Genomic DNA, 16,228 nt, shown 5'->3' with positions numbered 1-16,228 from the left:
CGTCAACAATAGATGAAGATAAACAACCTGTTCCAAAGTGCATACGTTAGACGTTTGATACTGGCATATGTGATTGATGAAATCGGGCCGTTGAATACTGTTGCGTTAGCTGAAAAGCTAGGATGGTCTAAAAGTACAGTAAAAACAAATATTGCAGGGATCTCAGATCTTGGGATTTTGGTGGAATTTGTGGGTTCTCCCAGAAGTGGGGGGTATAAGTTGGTTTCGTGGGGGCCAATCAGTAAGTCTTGGATTAGGCAGCATTACGTGGAAATTAGTGAAGCATTATCGGACTTTTCTTCAAGTCCTGGGAGTGAGGAAAATGTTTAAAAAGTTATTAAATCTAAGTGTGGCAGTTCTTGATGAAGTTTTAACTGATGCTAGTGATGAAGAAGAAGAGAAAGATCGCCAACTGAGAGGCTTAACAGTGGGCCAATCAGTTTATGTTGATGGTGAATCATTGACCCTGGAAGAAGCGCGAGACAAGCAGAATCGCGGTGAGCTCTATAACCAGTATTACTCTTGATTATTTGGCATGCCAAAGATTTAAATACGAAGTCATCGAGGGGGATTTTAGAGAGCTAAGCAAACCATAATCTTTCATAATCTTAGTCCTGAATAAGGGGGTGAGATTTGTATGGAAGGTTTAAGATTTAGGGCTCTGATACTTTTTTGTGCTTTTTTTATTTGCGTACCAGTTAGTGGCGTTGGTAATGCCGCCCCTTTCAAGGTAGAGGTGTTCTACCATGGAGAGTCTAACAATTCGTTACCCCCCCCCCTTCCCTCCGAGTTCCCTGGAGAGATTATCTACTACCAGATGGATAAAGCTTCGGGGTTATTGCAAGAAGTTAATTCCAATATTCCCAACAACCTAGAGCAGGCATCAGCCCATATGTCCAGGTTTATGAATAGTGCAAATGGGCGGCAGATCTTTAAAGAAATTGCGGATTCTTATCAAAGTGTTGGAAGAGCTGTGGCACTTCAGTTGCCAGAAATTCCTGCCGTGGTGATCAATGAGCGGTACGTAGTCTATGGAACTACTGATGTAGCCGCTGCCATACAGTCATACAAGAAATGGAAAGAAGTTAATGAATAAGTTCGTTCTATTGATATGGCCTTTGCTGATCACAATTTGTCAAAATGCAGGAGCGACTGAGAAGCTAGATAGTCTGTCAATAATGGAGAGTTCTTTGTCTCTTCAATGTGTTGATTGGAAACCTATCGGTGTTTGTTTTTGGTTGAAGTGTAGGCCCTTCCCTCCTTCGTGTTCAGTAGAAACCTCTTTGAAAGTGAGACACTACACTCCCGATGCAGTTGTCCAGGTATACAGCAATCCAGGTGATGTACCATGGCCTGAAATGTCATTTCTTTCAGAGTCTCTATCTCTAAAGCAAACGGCTACAACCCCGGCGAACGGGCGAGAGAAGTCAGAAAGCGGGAAAAGCCAAAGTGCCAAAGTTATTACTCGACACGTAGATGTTATTGGAAGTCCAAGCCTTATTCCAGTATCTGAAATGATTGGTAGCATGGAGTATGGTTGTAAATCTGGCGCAACTCCTTACATGCCCTATTATGTGTCAATGCTAGATTATTTTTCATGGAAATTTCCATATGGTGATCTTCTGAATCCTGCTTCTTTCGTCCCAGGGATGCGAGAGGTTGGTGAGAGAGAAGATGGTGAGAATGAAACCTTTTTATTCAAAGGTAAATTCGGCAATGTTTATCCAAGAATTGGTGCGCTAGTCCAAAATGATTCATATAAAGCTTCAGCGGTTTTTGCACAACGAGCTGCGGATATAGTTACAGACAAATCAGCTCTTCATGTATATCAATTTTTAGGGGAGAAAAATGGAAAACCCGGATGGTGGCCGCCGAAGCAAATAAAAGAACACACATCACTACATGGAAAATGGAGAATGCTTTATCCAAAAATGGAAAGCGAGTGCCATATTTTTGGTGAATCTTCAACTAGATCTGATAAAGGCGTTTTTGATGGATATCAACATCGCCGCTCTCCTGATTTATTGGCGGGATTTGAGTTGTGGCGCCCTTATGAATGCTGCGAGAAAAAAGGGCAAATATTTTTATACTCTGTTGACTCTGGGACAAATAAGTAATGGTGATAATTAAGAAAGGATTAAATATATTGGTGTTGTCAGTTTTTTCCTTCGGGGTTATCGCTGATACTCAAAGAGGTGAAATCCAACCATGGCTAGTATATGAAATTGGGGGAAAAGCTAAAGTTAAGCAACGCAGGAATTTCAACATACCAGTAGGAACTGGCATTCGATGGAAAATGCCTCAATGCGGGAATTTTGATATGTCGCTTTCCATCACAAATATAATGAATGGGATTACATCTGATTTAGAGAATATAGGTAAAGAACTCGTAGCTTCAGCTACGGGGGCCGTTTCTAATTGGCCTATGACTGAGTTAGCTAGGACTGATCCGCAACTATATGAAATGATTCAACAAGGTAAATTGGAGGCTAGCGAATTATTCAATACATCGGTTAGTTCCTGCGAAGCTGTTTCGTCAAAGGTGATTAAAGACGGTTATGGGACAGTAACCCAATTGTCTAGCTGGGTTGATACGTCCCAGTTTGAGGCTTGGGCCTCAGCAGCATCAAGCAATGATGATATTGTCCAAGTTGACGAAAATATAAAGAAGGATGCAGGTAAAGACGGTGTAACTTGGATGGGTGGTGATAAAAAGGGCGGTGAAAATCAGGCCCCTATTGAGGTTGAAAAAGATGCTGTAAGAGCGGGATACAATCAGCTGGCAAGTCGAAATGTAAATGATAAATCTCAACTGAATGCTAATGCTGATAAGACGCCATGGTATGCCAAATATTGGGAATCACCCAAAGAAGCTGAAGAGTGGATATCCTCTGTTGTTGGAACCACAACAATAAGAACGTGTGAAGATTGTGGGGAACGCTTAAAAACAGTTCCAGGGAAAGGAGTTTATCCCAAAATAGAAGAAGAGCAGCGCCGTATTGAAAAGTCGATAAGCAAACTTGTTGATAATCCAAAAATTGATATTTCAAAGAGTGACCTCGATGAGGTTTCCGCGCCAGGTTATGAAATGACGTTGCAGGTTATCGAGGGATTGAGGGGAGAAGGCGTTTATCGGTCAGTACTTATTGAGAGATTAGCAGAGGAAGTAGCTATTACGGGTACTGTTGAACGGCTAATCGCGGCAAGACGATTGCTGCTATCTGGGAAGAGAGAAGCATATATTGCTCAGAATGCAGAGGCATCAAAAATTTTAGATTCTAGAATTGGCGAAATTGGGGCTGAAATGGAACTGCTCAGACAAGATGCTGAATTGAGAACATCTACTAAAGATTCTGTGGCAGTTAAGGTGCTAGAAAGATTAAATCAGAGAAGTATGGCCCCCTCTCCTTCAGTTGCCCCAACAGATATCAGTGATGCATTACGTGATATATCTGGGAGGAAGTAATGTTTAGGAAAATAAAGGTTGCTTTCCCTTTACTCTATGGAGTGGCTACGTGGATTGCGCTGATGGTATTTAGTTTTACTGTAATGATAGTCTTCTCCGCATGGATGATAAAAAGTGAAAATATTCTTAGCTCCGTAGAGCATGTCTATGCTGAGATTAAAAGTTATGGACAATATTTTTTGGTTTTGAGGTTGGTTATAGGGGCCTCAATAATTGTTTTTTGGAAAGAGGTGGTTTGGTTTTTTGAGCGGAGTTTTAGACTGAATTTGATTCAGGTTTTATATTTAAAGAAGATGTGGCCGTTAATGATTGCCATTTTTGTTTTGATAGAAGTATTCAGAGCGTTAAGGTAGGTTGATATGGTAGTTGACAGCACTTTAGACGCCTATGCCATTTCGCTTGGTTTTTATATCTATAACATTATGTGGGATGTTTTTGTAGAGACTGGAATAGTTCTTTTACCAATAATTGCTTTGATAGTTAATGCTACAAAGCGGGTGCTCGAATCCGGAATGGAGGACAAAAATACTCGCTCTGCAATAAGAACCGTATGGGTTGGTTCGTTACTAATTATATGTGCTTTTGAACTCGCATTATTTCCTATGGTTAAGTTAAACGTTGATGGAGTCAAATATTTCAAGCGTCAGTGTACTGATGATAGTAATGTTGGTGGAACAGTTTCATCAAGTATCCAGGGAGAAAGTAACGAGTACGTCGTCTCCAACATGAAAGTTCAAATCAATGATCGTGATGTAATGATTCCTGTTCTTTTTTATGTCGCGATCAGAGTTGTGTCTGGATTGAAAAATGAGATTGTTACTCAACTCCCCTGCACTACTGATATTCGATTAGTATCAGACAGCATGTTAACTCAAAGCATCGAGGATGAGGCTTTGAGAAATGAGGTAAGTGACTTTGTGAAGACTTGCTATGATCCTGCAAGAAGCAAGTACTTGAAGTCTTGGAATCGCGGAATTATTGAGGCGGATAACTGGCCGGGCTCAAGAACACTGCTTACCAACAGTGGATACTATAACAACTCGGATGGTGATGGTTTTTATTCGAAAAAGGCTTTGCCTGGGTTTGGTGGTACAACCAATGTTGTTGAGGAATCGGCGAATCTTCCTGCTGATTATGGGTTTCCAACGTGCAAGGAATGGTGGCTTGGAGTTGGTCAAGTTAATACTCCATATGTATCTTCAGAGGCTTTATCTACTCGCCTTTACGATTCACTTTCTGAGTGGTTAAAGAATAATGATAATGGCATTTATGAGGTGATTACCTCAAAGTTAAATACAGTTAAAAGAACTAATTATGTTTATATTGCCAAGAAAGATGCTGTAGTAAGAGAGGCGCTGTTTTCTCCCATTAAACTTCAACAACTGCAATCACTTACCACTACGGACTATGGGTTACAAGGGAAAACATCTGTAACGGACTGGATTTTTAGAGCATTGGGAACTGCTGGGGTTGCTAGTAAATCTATAGAGCAGTTTTCCGGGGCCAGCATGCTCCAGATAGGGATGCCAATGGTCAAATCATTTCTTATTCTAGGAATAATTGTAAGCTTTCTACCAGCCATGATCATGGCTGGTTACAAGTGGAAATACATAGGCGTTTTTATTGGGGTTGTATCATCAATACTCTTCTGGCCTTTCTTTTGGGAGCTTGCCCGTCTTATCGATGACACAATAATTACGGCAATGGGAATAGGTATCTCTGAAGTTAATACGTTAATGCTATCTCAGTGGATCTCTAGTGCGTTTTATTTGTATGGTCCAATTTTATTTTCAACCTGTCTCGGATGGGTTGGAATGGTAAGTGCTGATGGGGCATTCCAGAAGATGGCTGGTGCGGCTGGTTCGGCAGGTCAAAGTGGGCCTGGTGCTGCAAAAAGTGGGCTCAATAAAACCAAAAATATAGCTAAGAAAGTTGCTACTAAGGGAGCTAAATAATAATGCTTGCTGCTCAAAATATAGGTTGGAAGAATTTGAATTATTTTGGGCAGCCCATTGTTAATTCAAACGCTGAAGTTTCTGCATATGAATGCTTGATCAGAGATTTTAGGCATGGAAACATTTTGATTCCTGACGAATTCTTTTCCAGTTTGAAAATTGATGATTGGGGGTATCTCTGGCCCTCGTTGTTGGATAAGTACATTTTTATACAGAGAACGATGCCAGGAATGAAATTTACATTGAACGTGAATAGTGTTGATCTGGCACAAAATTCAATATTTGTTCAGCTGATTAAAGAGCAAGTAAGTTTAGGTTTGCTGGATCCACATTGCCTTATCATAGAGCTGACAGAACGTATACCATATTTTCCGGGGGATGTAGTCGATTCGTTGAATTCTTTTTTTGAAATGGGAATTAAATGTGTGTTGGATGATTTCGGGTCTGGTTATGCTAATTTGGCCGCCTTTGGTGAATTACCATTTCAGGGAGTTAAGATTGATAGAGGGATCGTTGCTGAAGTCTGTACTAGCAAAACTCACCGAGTCATAATAGAATCAGTCCTTGATATAGCCTCTGCCAAAGGGAACTGTAGCGTGACGGCAGAAGGTATTGAAGAATTTTCACAGTTTGAATTATTGAAGCAACTTGGGGTTGGATACTTTCAAGGTTATTTATTTGGCAAGCCTGCTCCATTTCAAACTGTTTTTTACCCTTTTTCAAAGGGGCATACGCCGAGAGTCGTTGCCTAAGCAACGCACCCCGCCAGGTGGCCATAAGGCAAAGGCGCTCCGAGATAGCTCGGGAGGTTTATAAACCAATACCTCTGAGGTTAGTCGTACTTTGTACGCGGGATCCGTGAAGGGTCTTTTTTCTTAAGAATTGGCGTATGTTACCCTACCCTTTTATGGCTGAATCCATAAGTTACAAATTAAACCTATGTTGACATAAAACTAGGGTGTCCAATTGGACACCCTTTTCTTTCGCATGCCAAAGAAAAGTAGTAGGATAAACAAGCTGTAAATGAAGATATGTAGGCGCCCTTGGGCTGCCTTTTACACGAACTGAGGTGAAAATATGTTAAAGAATCACTATAAGTCTGAAGAGGCTATTGAGCGAGCAAAGCAACTTTTTTTAGATGGTTGGATCGTCTCTTTGGGTCTATCCGGTAAAGATAGCGGCGCTGCGAGTGTTTGTGTTGTCGAGGGGTTGAAACGGGCTTTTGACATAAACAAAAATGTTGGCCCTCTCTATATCGTAACTACAAATACTACTTTGGATAATATGGTCTTACATGACTATATGATGAGACTTCACGATGATCTGAATCAGTATGCCTCGTTTAATGGACTTCCCATAGAGACTGAAACTCTTCGGCCTTCGTTGTCTAACAATCCTATGGTTGAGTATGTTGGAAGGGGCAAATTGTTAAGAACGCCACAAACAGCATCAAACGGCCGGGACTGTGCTGTTGATTGGAAGATAAAACCAATGGAGAAGTTTCTCAAGAGTGTTCAAAAGAAGCATCAAACTCTAAAGGTTGTTAGTATATCTGGCAGTCGTGATTCAGAGTCAACAATGAGAGCGGCGAACCTGAAAAAGCGGAATGAATCAGCCTATAAAATGGTAAGAACTCAGTTGGGATGGTCTTTGGCTATCATTAAAGACTGGTCTCTATCTGATGTTTGGGGATTGTTTAAAATTCTCAATGAAGGTGATTTTGACTCATATTCATCACAGTTTGATGAAATGAGAAAACACTATTCTGCTGGTAATGGTGGTACGTGTGATTTATTTGCTGGTGCAGTTAGCAGAAAGGAATGCGGTGCTCGTTTTGGTTGCGTTCTCTGTGCTATGAATCCAAGTGATGACAGCCTAGAAGCGCAGATTGCGATCTCTCCTAAAACTTATGGTTTTATGCAGCCATTAAATCAATTAAGGCGTTACATGATTAACACTCTTTTTGATTATAACCATAGATCGTTATTAGGTAGAGAAATGAAAAATGGATATATCAAAGTTGGGATAAATCAATACTCATTAGAGTATCGTATGAACCTATTAAGATATATTCTTACTATTCAGCAAGAAGCGTTTCACCGATATGGTTATCACCCGATTGACCTGATCGATTACGAGGAACTGATAGCTATTCAGTATCATTGGTCGAGAGAGGGAGGGGAGCCTGAACCTGGGATGGCCTTTAAGATTTGGGATGAAATAGTTAACGTTGGTAAAAGTTATCCAATCCCCGAAACGGTAAAGATTGTTCCTCAGTTCAATCCAACATATACCTACTTTCCTCTTGAGGCTTTTTTGGATAAGGATGGCGCTGTTGGGCTCGATGATGAAGGTTTAGATGGAGAATACAAATCTTTGGCAAGGGTGTACTATCGCAAAGGCGAGAAACATAGAGTTGTTAGGTATTTCGAGAGTGAAAAACTAGAAGTCGATTTGAAGGAAGGAAAGGCTATGATGTTTGTTGAATCATTTTACCCTTATCTTGTTGAAAATGGATTTCTTCAAGGGAAGTGCCCTACTGTCATGCTGAAGCATCTGTTGGAAAGCGGTGTTGTCAAAATACCAAAAGGAAGTATAGCGAGGCTCGATAAGGATGCTAAAAGAGCGCAGACACTGTTTTCCCTCCGTACTACTACAGGGCTACCTGTAGAGTTGGCGATCCTGGGTTTCTCACTATCGAAAAGGATACTTGATATTAGCGCCCCTGTTTCTGGAGAGTCCGTTCCACAGACTTGTTTGGTTTTTTAGAGAGTGTTAGTTAATCGGCATATTGCCATTCAAGAAAATAGGCGCTTTGAAGCAGCCTTTAAAACGTAAATAAAGAGGTATTTATGACTATTCATGTTGGTTATTTGGTTGATATTGATCATCCTTCATACTGTTCACCTTCTTATCAGTCTATGGTATTTGAGGCTAATGGAGTTAAAGAAGTAAATGGTGTTGGTATCAATGATTTCGTTTCAAATGTTCAAAAAGAAGAAGGTTTGAGACTGAGATTTGTTGATTTGGAGGGGTATAAAAAGATGTATGCTGAGTGGCTTAGTGACGCTCAAAGTACTCTTTTTGAGATTAATAGCAGCAATTACAATATGTATCTTGAAATGCTTCCTCCATATCGTTGGAGTAGGTGTTTTGGGGTGGAAGTGTTTTGTTACCCAGAAGAAGTCAGTGGTGGTCTTCATCACTGGTTTGCTGAGTATAATAAACGTTGGTTCAGAACCTTAGCACCTAGAGATCTTTCTTTGGAGGATCTGGTTGCAAGGGTTAAATCCAATTTCCATAGGTAATAGGTAAAAAAAACCGGCTTTAAAGCCGGTTTTTTTGTGCCTAGATTGATGTTCACTCAAGTTGGTCTTGTGTCTTTTTCGGGCACCGCGAAACGCTTCACAAGTTGCGTACCCTGCATAATCTCGCAGGTCTATCCTGAACTGTCAATGTTTGGTAAGATATAAGTGTTTTTGGCATATTGCCAATTAAAAAAACAGGCGCTCTTCGCTGCCTATAATTCGAATTGAGGTTTTTATGAACGAACATTTTATTAAATCTTTTCAGAAAGAAATGCCTGGGGATGTCGTAAGTGCGTTAGTTGCAGTGCTTAACGCTAAGGCATATGTTGAGCTGATCCACCCTGTCTCTAATGCCATTGTTAAAGAGGCGTTGGCAAAATTTCAACCGTTGGTTGCTGATGGGGAATGTGGTCGTGCATTGGGTGCTGTTGGGAAACCGATTAATGATTGGGATTTCATTCATTTAGCAAATGATGATGTTGCTAAGAGCATCCATGATTACTATCTACGTAGGATGGCTGAAGAGGGGTTTTCTTCCAAGAACTCACAGAAATGCCCTCTTTTAGTTGCTGAGTCCACAGTGATGGAGTGTGAAAGTTTGCTGATCGATGTTATGGAGCAGTACACAAATATGAGTAACGCTGATTTGTGTCTGATCGAACATAGGAGAAGTTATCTGGAGTTGACGCTCAACTTTCTAGTCCCGTTGGCTTCAGTACAAAAGATTGAGTTGAATGTTTTAAATCGTTAGCATTTTATTTTGCATGCTAAATCCATTGAAAAAGGCGCCCTTGGGCTGCCTACAATACGTAAAGAGGTGAAAATGAAGTCTGTTTATGAGAAAAACTATGATCTGATGGTTAAGTTAGCCATTATCCGTGACGGAGACGTCAGTAATTATCGTAAGAGTCTATCCCAGGGGTACATGGATCTTGTTGTTAAAAGGAATTCGCTGTTGGATGGGATGAAAAATCAAAACTGTATAGGTTTTTCGATGGCCCATTATTATACCCAAAATGGGGATTTGTGCTCTGATCCAGTGATGGAAATTCTTTTTTATCCTGATTTGGATATGGTTGAAGCTTTTTCTTTTGAAATGAGCATACCTCCAATCTATACGGTAGTTTATTTGGATGAAAAGGTTAATATTAAAGCCAAGAAAGAGCTCAATGATTTCTTGAATCAGTGGCTTCGCAACTTGGTAGAGCAAGGTCATGGAGTGAATTGGGTTTCGCAACCCGAGTAAACTGACTATCTAAAGCGCCCTCGGGCGCTTTTACTTTAACAGGCGCTTATTGGCTGCCTTGAATGCGTAATGAGGATAATATGATGTTGTTAAAGACCCCTGAGAATGTTTCACTTATTTGGAAGCATACGTCTTCGGACTTTAAAGGCATATCAGATGGTATAAAGACGGTTATGTGGGCTGAAAATGGTGGGAGTACATTAGGCCCAATAGAATGTATGCCAGATGATGTGTTTGAGGAACAGTTGAAGTTTGCTCTTAGGAAAGAGGTCTGTTTTCAGCGGGATGAAAAGCTGTTACCAATATATCGAATGTTTGGGTTTGAGAGAGTGTTTTCTGGAACTAATCAATTCCGGGAAGACTTTCAAACAGTGCTTGATGTTTTTAAAGAATTTGGCAGTGACGACATTTCAAGACAAGTATTTGAAATGATCCGCGACATTTATGTGCCCTTCCCTGATGGCCCTGACTCAGATGGGATTGAGGTGTTGGATGGTGTCTCTGAAGTTGTATGTCCACTAGAACTTAACTTTGGAATGCTTAAAGTTGTTGTAGAACGTCCGAATCAAGTGATTGTTCGTGTATTTGAATGTAATAAGGAAGCTTTGCCTGAAATGTATAAGCAGATGCTTTGCAATCCACACGTCATTAGGCTTCAAGTTATGATGTAATATGATGATGAGAAGAAAAAATCGGCAGGTTTGCCGATTTTTTTTCCTTTATCGCTGAACCCTGTTGAAGTAAATGTTTTCTGTGGCATATGGACACAGGTCGCCTGAACTCAGAAACGATGGTTTAAGTGGAGCACATGGGTTAACCTTGACGGTTCATTCGTCCAGTTTCATCGTCTCTAACATACTTTCCAGTAGGCGCGTAAATACCCCCCTTATTACCACAGTTAGAACAGTTAACATCGGTAAAATTGATGACACCACCGACAGTAAGGCTTGCAATACGTGGAGCTTGAAATGTCAGGGCGCCTGTACCATTACAATGTTTGCAAACAACATCATACGTTGTAGATACCAGGTCGCCCCCAATAGTTATGTTCGCAGTTTCGTTATTCATGTTAATTTCCTATGTTCAAGAGCTAATTCTCTTATGATTTATATGGGGTCTTTCAATGCCAAATCCAACGTCTTTCAGCAAGTTAAATATAGAAACGTGGTTTGGCATGCTAAATCATCGTAGATAAACCTCGGCGACATCCCCTCTGAAGTGCCCCAATTCTTGTGATAGCACTTCCCTTGCTTTCTTGTGTCCTACTCGCAAGACCATTTTGATCTCATCTAATCTTTCTTGGGCGTAACTATGCCTTACGCCGTGGAGTCCTTTTGAAAAACCTAATGCTCTGTTTGAGGCTCTGTTAAATGAAGCGGATAATGCATTTCCTGCTCCAATATCGTACCTGGTAACGTAATTGACTCCCCGATCTCTTTTTACAACTGGCTGAGGATGTCTGCGGTTCTCAAGCTTTTCTGCTAGATAATGTGGCAGGTTTACTTCTCTGGTAAGTCCTCCCTTTCCCGTTACCAAGTATTTTACGCCATCTTTTCCTACGAACCTTTCATTTGACCAACTTCTTGATGAACTTTTATTTCCTTCGTCAATCCGTTTTAAGGTAAGTAGTTCATGTGCTCTTAAGCCTGCTTTATATGCGATCTCTACACTTAGAGAATTGCGCTCAGTCATTTTTTCCATTACCCAACCGACCTGTTTGTTCGAGTAGGATCGCGAACGAATTTCTTTTTCTGAGATAGCCTTTACTCTTGGGAGTTCTATGCCAATTGCAATAGAAAGGGCCTTTCTATCACGCTCCAAAGATTTCTGGCTTAGGAAGTTTTCCGCTCTATCTTTTAGATAGTTAGCAGCCATTTCTGGAGTAATATGCTTTATTCTTTTTACACCCATATCTGTAGCTATTTTTGCTAGTGCTAGAGCGGTATCATTCGCGGATCTTACAGATTTAATAATTTGATAGTTTCCTGGTGTGTTCCCACTTGTCTTTTTATCACTTCCTATTTGAGTTTTAGATCGGATAACAGCTACTGCTTGTTCTTTTAAACTTCTAGCCATTTTCCTTACCTTTATTTAATTCATCGTCAATTCTGTGATAAGCACTTTTTACCCCTGCTGGGCTAAGTTTTACTCTTTTAAACTCTCTTAACCACAAGGAAATATCTTCAAACGTAAACCCGTATACTTCTCTAAGAACTTTGGCTTCACCGAAAAATCTTCTTAATTTTGAGCCACTGTATGCTTTTCTCTTTCTTCTTTCTCTAATTTCTGCTTTAAGTTGGAGTATTCTTTTTGCTTCTTTTTCAAGCTTTATTTGGTCTGCTGTTTTACCTTGATTTGATTTTTTGCAAATATAATTGTTTGTCATATTATAGCGTTTCATTTGTCCGATTCGTGATGCTGTAATTGTATCGTTTCAAAGTGGTAATTTCACGCAAAAAAAAACGGTTCAGCATTATGGGTTCTTGTAATGGGGTGCCTTTTGCGTCAATCCCAACACACAAGCGCGCTCTAGGTTGCAGCGCCAGCGTAACCTAGAGCGCGCAGCGCCGGAAGAGGAGGGGCGATTGCTCTTGATGCCCATCCGAAGTTGGCGCGTGTGTTGGCACGATCTTTTCACTCGATGTGAAAAGGCGTGCCTTTGACGCAAAAGGCGTAATGACCTCCGGGCATTTCGCTTTTTGCATAAAGAGGGGGGAGATATGCACATATCCATACGGAGCGTAGAGCTTCATTTACTCGAAGCTGTAGTGTGGGTATGTGTATATCTCCCCCCATCCTTATTATTGGCCGACTTATCCACAGGAGGTGTAATTTAAAAAAGGATAAAAAGCTTGATTGTTCGCCCAATATATGAGACGGTTGCATTCAAGAAAGGCGGTCGTTTACCTGCCTGTTATTCGAATAGTGAGGTTTAATGTGTATAGCCAAATACAAATACTGAATAGTTCAAATAGTCCATTGTCAGACATTCATGGACTTCAATACGAATCCAAAAAATCATTCCTTTTTGATCTACTCCAAGCTTTCCAAGCTGCCTGGAGTGAATTTACTGTATTTAAATCAAGAGAGAATCCTATGCAAAGTGAAAGCATTTTGACATTAGATGCTGGCTGGATAGCTCCGACTCCTGCTGATATCGCTGAGTTTAAAATGTTTACTGGATGGTCTACCGGAGAACTCGCGAGAGTTGCTGATATATCTCCAAAACATCTGAGAAACTTCTTTAAAGAGGATTTTTATATCCGGCGTGGAGAGAATGGGAGAATTAGTTATTCTGTTTGGAGGTTTTGGTTAGAGAACTTTGGCTTTGTTGAACCAAAGAAACTTGAACCTCTGAAACCATTTATCAGAGCTGCTATTTTTACTTCTGATAGTAAAGAGTGGGTTAAGCCGAACATTTCTGAATTCCGAACCCTGGCTGTTAGATCGGGTTCTGCTGATTCAACAATAGCCAGGTTTCTAAATCAACCTGAACCTTTGATAAAACATCTGTTACATTCCCCGGATAAAGGGCCGGAGCCATTTCATATTCAGCATGCAGATTGGATTTCATTTCTCAATCGCATACGGATGAGAACATTAGCTGATTATATGGCACCGCCTATCATGCCAGATAGTACCCTTTTGCCAGTGGGAGAGGGGTATGAGCCACCAAATCCAAAGATTGTCAGACAATTCATTGCATGGACAGGACGCCGCCCGGAAGAGCTATCTGCCATATTTGGTATTGATGCTAGTAAGCTTACGTTTTTTGCATCGAATCGTTCCGCTCGTACCACGGATGCCAGTATTCCATCCACTGTATTTAGTGCTGATGGTTGGCGAGCCCCCACATTTCGTGAATTGAGGACATTTATGAATGTCTATTCATTGGATCCTATGGAAACTGCCAAGAAATTGCGGCTTTCACCCCGCGAAATGAAAATTGCATTGATAACGCGAGATAACACTAGCGAAAAGGAAGCACCACTGGATATAGAGCAGAGCGATTGGTTTTCGTTGCTAGATGTTTTGAAGATCTTTGATATGGCCCAGCTGGACAAACTCACTGAGCGTGAGAGTCGGGCATACCACATTAACTATTCCGTATGGCGCTTAATGCTGACGGCATTCGGTATTGTTGAACCTCTGAACTTCCAACGCAAAATGTAGATTGACAAAAGCCGGGAGCTTATAACCTGCTTTTGTTGTGCCCCTGAATCGTTAGGAGCGCGTATGATAACTAACTTAACTGAGCAGTTTCATTCTGCTCGTGTTCGCAATGATTTGCCTGCGGCTGCTAGAGCGGTTGATATTTTGCAGTATCGCTATGCTCTATCATTCGATGAAGTGATTGCCGTTCTTGTTACAGAAGAGCTGCATGAGTCTGAGCTGATTGAATATATTAAACGGATAGAACGATATCGTAAGAGTGCGATGCGATAGTTATCCTAACTACCGCACCGCTTCGTCCTTGAAATATGGGTTTTTACATGCTCCTTGGTATGGTGGCCTGTTACGGGCAGCCGAGAAGCGCCCTTCTTCTTCTTCTGGTAAATGACCAGAGGCATAAAGGGGCATTATATCGGAATCCAATAGGAATTGTCGTTGAAACGATAGTGTTTGAGATTATTTAGCATGCCAAATTGTTCATCATTGGGACTGTATGGGTTCGCTTTAACTTATTATAGAAATGATCCAGCTGCTATGTTGGAGGCGTTTGTCGATGATGTTGCTAATGTAGCTAGTCAGGTCAATGTGGATTGGTACCAGACTCGACATGTTGTTACGTTGGATAGCTGCAAAGTGAAAACGGGAGTCGTAGGACTTGAATTAGCGGACAGAGGACGGATCTGGGTTATCGGTCATACCAGTGAGTATCTTTGGACAGATCAAGAGACTGGAGAGCAGAATTTGCTCCGCTTCCCAACTATTTACTTTAGAAATTTTAGGAAACATTTCCCTGAACCTGTTGTTTTTAAGGGGTTTGATGTTCTTTATGCGAAATGGATTAATCATCGAGGGGGGAATCGATTCTCCAGGTTGAATGAAACATCTCAAAAGAGTGCCAGGGAGCAACATTTAAAGAATCTTCGGGCTGAAGACGCGAGGTTGCGGGATGAGGCTACAAGGCGAGATTTAGCTTGGATGAACAAGTTGCCCCCATTTTCTGATAGTGATTATGACGGAAGTTATTTTGAAAAGAAGCGGATCCCTACTAGCGTTGTATCTCATCTGAATTGTCGTGTGGGTTTCACCTCAGTTGGTGTTACCGGGCGATTCATTGGTGTTCCCGTTTTCGATGCGAACTCGTGGAAATTTTTGTGTATGCAGCGACTATATGACTCAGGCCAGAAAATGTTCCGTAAACATTCGAACTTTTTTGGGGGATGCGTTGTGGTTCCTGGAGGGGGGCGGCCAGAGCCAGCTCCTGGACAACCGATATACATAATGGAGAGCTATGTTGATGCGGTATTAGCTTTCAGCCTAACATCATCTTGGTCTATAGCAGCATTGAATGCTGATAATATCGTGCCAATTTCATTAGCTCTAGCAAAGCAATTTCCCGATTCCCCTCAAATATTTGTTGCTGATAATGATCAGTATGGTGATAGTAATGCTGGGGTAGATCGTTGTGAAGAGGCTATAACAAAGAGCCCCTTGCAATCGGTCTATCTGATTATTCCTCAGTTTCAAGAGAAAGAAAAATCTCTTAGATATAAAGATCTCACCGACTATGACAAAGCTTATGGCCGTTCTGAAACTAAAAAACTGCTCGTTTCGCCTTTGATTTCTTGAAGGTTAGTGTTAGATTAATGTTTCATCGTGCTAAGCACATTGACACATATAGGCGCCTTCTGGCTGCTTTTAAAACGTATAAAGAGGATTATTATGGGTTTATCTACATTTCTGTCTGATATGCTGGTTTCTGCTGTCTCCATTTCCGTGTTACTGATGCTTTGGATTCAGGTTCGGAAAGGACGACAGGAACAAGTAAAGAGACAACGAATTTTTTAACAGAAGAACCCGGTCATGATTGACTGGGTTTTTTTTTATGAAAAGGAGCTGCTTTTTGTAGGGAATTTCATACAGTTGGGTTGATGGAACTTTGGGATAATGTGATAACTCGTCTACCAATGAAGGCACTGTTGTCAATGGGGTTATCGAAAACCGGATCATCGTTGGTCTGGGTATGTCTGCTCGGGGACGCTTTGGAAGTGGCAAGAAGGTTATCTAGGAGTTCTATCAGGAT

Annotated in this window: 18 protein-coding genes; 15 read left to right on the top strand and 3 right to left on the bottom strand. The window is 41.0% G+C overall.

Features of this window, described 5'->3' with window-relative positions:
• The first annotated feature begins 12 nt into the window (after positions 1-12).
• The 12 genes from ACSHSR_RS23345 (at position 13) to ACSHSR_RS23290 (ending at position 10,646) form a co-directional block, all read left to right on the top strand.
• A complete protein-coding gene (locus ACSHSR_RS23345) occupies positions 13-330 on the top strand; it encodes a helix-turn-helix domain-containing protein (RefSeq protein ID WP_167717335.1) in 318 nt (105 codons plus the stop codon).
• Positions 323-526: a hypothetical protein gene (locus tag ACSHSR_RS23340; RefSeq protein WP_167717332.1), complete on the top strand. Its 204-nt coding sequence runs from the start codon at positions 323-325 to the stop codon at positions 524-526. Before ACSHSR_RS23345 ends, ACSHSR_RS23340 begins: the two co-directional genes overlap by 8 nt.
• 111 nt (positions 527-637) lie before the next feature.
• Entirely contained in the window at positions 638-1,096 is a 459-nt protein-coding gene (locus ACSHSR_RS23335; protein ID WP_219031579.1) for a TIGR03757 family integrating conjugative element protein, read from the top strand.
• Positions 1,089-2,117 (top strand): TIGR03756 family integrating conjugative element protein, encoded by a 1,029-nt coding sequence (locus tag ACSHSR_RS23330; RefSeq protein WP_167717328.1) that lies wholly within the window; start codon positions 1,089-1,091, stop codon positions 2,115-2,117. The genes ACSHSR_RS23335 and ACSHSR_RS23330 overlap by 8 nt, the downstream gene beginning before the upstream one ends.
• Positions 2,117-3,466, top strand: coding sequence for an integrating conjugative element protein (locus ACSHSR_RS23325; RefSeq protein WP_219031578.1), 1,350 nt, complete (start codon positions 2,117-2,119; stop codon positions 3,464-3,466). Before ACSHSR_RS23330 ends, ACSHSR_RS23325 begins: the two co-directional genes overlap by 1 nt.
• A 359-nt stretch (positions 3,467-3,825) precedes the next feature.
• A complete protein-coding gene (locus ACSHSR_RS23320; protein ID WP_219031577.1) occupies positions 3,826-5,421 on the top strand; it encodes a conjugal transfer protein TraG N-terminal domain-containing protein in 1,596 nt (531 codons plus the stop codon).
• A gap of 2 nt (positions 5,422-5,423) precedes the next feature.
• Entirely contained in the window at positions 5,424-6,173 is a 750-nt protein-coding gene (locus ACSHSR_RS23315; RefSeq protein WP_479631586.1) for an EAL domain-containing protein, read from the top strand.
• Positions 6,174-6,498: 325 nt separating this feature from the next.
• On the top strand, positions 6,499-8,190 hold the full coding sequence (locus tag ACSHSR_RS23310) for an adenine nucleotide alpha hydrolase family protein (RefSeq protein ID WP_167717322.1): 1,692 nt from the start codon (positions 6,499-6,501) through the stop codon (positions 8,188-8,190).
• Positions 8,191-8,273: 83 nt separating this feature from the next.
• The gene (locus ACSHSR_RS23305; RefSeq protein WP_167717320.1) at positions 8,274-8,729 is read left to right on the top strand and encodes a hypothetical protein; all 456 of its coding nucleotides are present in this window, start codon (positions 8,274-8,276) and stop codon (positions 8,727-8,729) included.
• A 235-nt stretch (positions 8,730-8,964) separates the two neighbouring features.
• Positions 8,965-9,480 (top strand): hypothetical protein, encoded by a 516-nt coding sequence (locus ACSHSR_RS23300; protein ID WP_167717318.1) that lies wholly within the window; start codon positions 8,965-8,967, stop codon positions 9,478-9,480.
• Between the two features lie 72 nt (positions 9,481-9,552).
• Positions 9,553-9,975, top strand: a complete 423-nt coding sequence (locus ACSHSR_RS23295) for a DUF6908 domain-containing protein (RefSeq protein WP_219031574.1) — start codon at positions 9,553-9,555, stop codon at positions 9,973-9,975.
• A gap of 80 nt (positions 9,976-10,055) precedes the next feature.
• On the top strand, positions 10,056-10,646 hold the full coding sequence (locus ACSHSR_RS23290) for a hypothetical protein (RefSeq protein ID WP_167717314.1): 591 nt from the start codon (positions 10,056-10,058) through the stop codon (positions 10,644-10,646).
• A gap of 142 nt (positions 10,647-10,788) precedes the next feature.
• Here ACSHSR_RS23290 and ACSHSR_RS23285 read toward each other — a convergent pair whose 3' ends face one another.
• From ACSHSR_RS23285 to ACSHSR_RS23275, 3 genes are all read right to left on the bottom strand, one after another.
• The gene (locus tag ACSHSR_RS23285) at positions 10,789-11,043 is read right to left on the bottom strand and encodes a hypothetical protein (protein WP_479631585.1); all 255 of its coding nucleotides are present in this window, start codon (positions 11,041-11,043) and stop codon (positions 10,789-10,791) included.
• Positions 11,044-11,157: 114 nt separating this feature from the next.
• Positions 11,158-12,051 (bottom strand): site-specific integrase, encoded by an 894-nt coding sequence (locus tag ACSHSR_RS23280; protein ID WP_167717311.1) that lies wholly within the window; start codon positions 12,049-12,051, stop codon positions 11,158-11,160.
• Positions 12,044-12,376 (bottom strand): hypothetical protein, encoded by a 333-nt coding sequence (locus tag ACSHSR_RS23275; RefSeq protein WP_167717309.1) that lies wholly within the window; start codon positions 12,374-12,376, stop codon positions 12,044-12,046. The genes ACSHSR_RS23280 and ACSHSR_RS23275 overlap by 8 nt, the downstream gene beginning before the upstream one ends.
• Before the next feature lie 536 nt (positions 12,377-12,912).
• On the opposite strand from ACSHSR_RS23275, the gene ACSHSR_RS23270 reads away from it, so the two are divergent.
• The 3 genes from ACSHSR_RS23270 (at position 12,913) to ACSHSR_RS23260 (ending at position 15,774) form a co-directional block, all read left to right on the top strand.
• On the top strand, positions 12,913-14,148 hold the full coding sequence (locus tag ACSHSR_RS23270) for a hypothetical protein (RefSeq protein ID WP_167717307.1): 1,236 nt from the start codon (positions 12,913-12,915) through the stop codon (positions 14,146-14,148).
• Between the two features lie 63 nt (positions 14,149-14,211).
• Complete coding sequence (locus tag ACSHSR_RS23265) at positions 14,212-14,421, top strand: hypothetical protein (RefSeq protein WP_167717305.1); 210 nt, start codon at positions 14,212-14,214, stop codon at positions 14,419-14,421.
• A gap of 261 nt (positions 14,422-14,682) precedes the next feature.
• Entirely contained in the window at positions 14,683-15,774 is a 1,092-nt protein-coding gene (locus ACSHSR_RS23260; RefSeq protein ID WP_219031573.1) for a primase/helicase family protein, read from the top strand.
• The last annotated feature ends 454 nt before the right edge of the window (positions 15,775-16,228 follow it).

Source organism: Shewanella sp. VK101, assembly GCF_056497865.1.
Note: the sequence above shows the minus strand (reverse complement) of the source record. Positions and strands in the feature narration are given on the sequence as shown.

Excerpts from the sequence above, each read along its gene's own strand:
- ACSHSR_RS23280 (WP_167717311.1), bottom strand. The coding sequence starts at position 12,051 with ATGGCTAGAAGTTTAAAAGAACAAGCAGTAGCTGTTATCCGATCTAAA.
- ACSHSR_RS23305 (WP_167717320.1), top strand. The coding sequence starts at position 8,274 with ATGACTATTCATGTTGGTTATTTGGTTGATATTGATCATCCTTCATAC.
- ACSHSR_RS23290 (WP_167717314.1), top strand. The coding sequence starts at position 10,056 with ATGATGTTGTTAAAGACCCCTGAGAATGTTTCACTTATTTGGAAGCAT.
- ACSHSR_RS23320 (WP_219031577.1), top strand. The coding sequence starts at position 3,826 with ATGGTAGTTGACAGCACTTTAGACGCCTATGCCATTTCGCTTGGTTTT.
- ACSHSR_RS23275 (WP_167717309.1), bottom strand. The coding sequence starts at position 12,376 with ATGAAACGCTATAATATGACAAACAATTATATTTGCAAAAAATCAAAT.
- ACSHSR_RS23340 (WP_167717332.1), top strand. The coding sequence starts at position 323 with ATGTTTAAAAAGTTATTAAATCTAAGTGTGGCAGTTCTTGATGAAGTT.
- ACSHSR_RS23315 (WP_479631586.1), top strand. The coding sequence starts at position 5,424 with ATGCTTGCTGCTCAAAATATAGGTTGGAAGAATTTGAATTATTTTGGG.
- ACSHSR_RS23345 (WP_167717335.1), top strand. The coding sequence starts at position 13 with ATGAAGATAAACAACCTGTTCCAAAGTGCATACGTTAGACGTTTGATA.
- ACSHSR_RS23310 (WP_167717322.1), top strand. The coding sequence starts at position 6,499 with ATGTTAAAGAATCACTATAAGTCTGAAGAGGCTATTGAGCGAGCAAAG.
- ACSHSR_RS23295 (WP_219031574.1), top strand. The coding sequence starts at position 9,553 with ATGAAGTCTGTTTATGAGAAAAACTATGATCTGATGGTTAAGTTAGCC.
- ACSHSR_RS23300 (WP_167717318.1), top strand. The coding sequence starts at position 8,965 with ATGAACGAACATTTTATTAAATCTTTTCAGAAAGAAATGCCTGGGGAT.
- ACSHSR_RS23325 (WP_219031578.1), top strand. The coding sequence starts at position 2,117 with ATGGTGATAATTAAGAAAGGATTAAATATATTGGTGTTGTCAGTTTTT.
- ACSHSR_RS23285 (WP_479631585.1), bottom strand. The coding sequence starts at position 11,043 with ATGAATAACGAAACTGCGAACATAACTATTGGGGGCGACCTGGTATCT.
- ACSHSR_RS23335 (WP_219031579.1), top strand. The coding sequence starts at position 638 with ATGGAAGGTTTAAGATTTAGGGCTCTGATACTTTTTTGTGCTTTTTTT.
- ACSHSR_RS23260 (WP_219031573.1), top strand. The coding sequence starts at position 14,683 with ATGTTGGAGGCGTTTGTCGATGATGTTGCTAATGTAGCTAGTCAGGTC.
- ACSHSR_RS23265 (WP_167717305.1), top strand. The coding sequence starts at position 14,212 with ATGATAACTAACTTAACTGAGCAGTTTCATTCTGCTCGTGTTCGCAAT.
- ACSHSR_RS23330 (WP_167717328.1), top strand. The coding sequence starts at position 1,089 with ATGAATAAGTTCGTTCTATTGATATGGCCTTTGCTGATCACAATTTGT.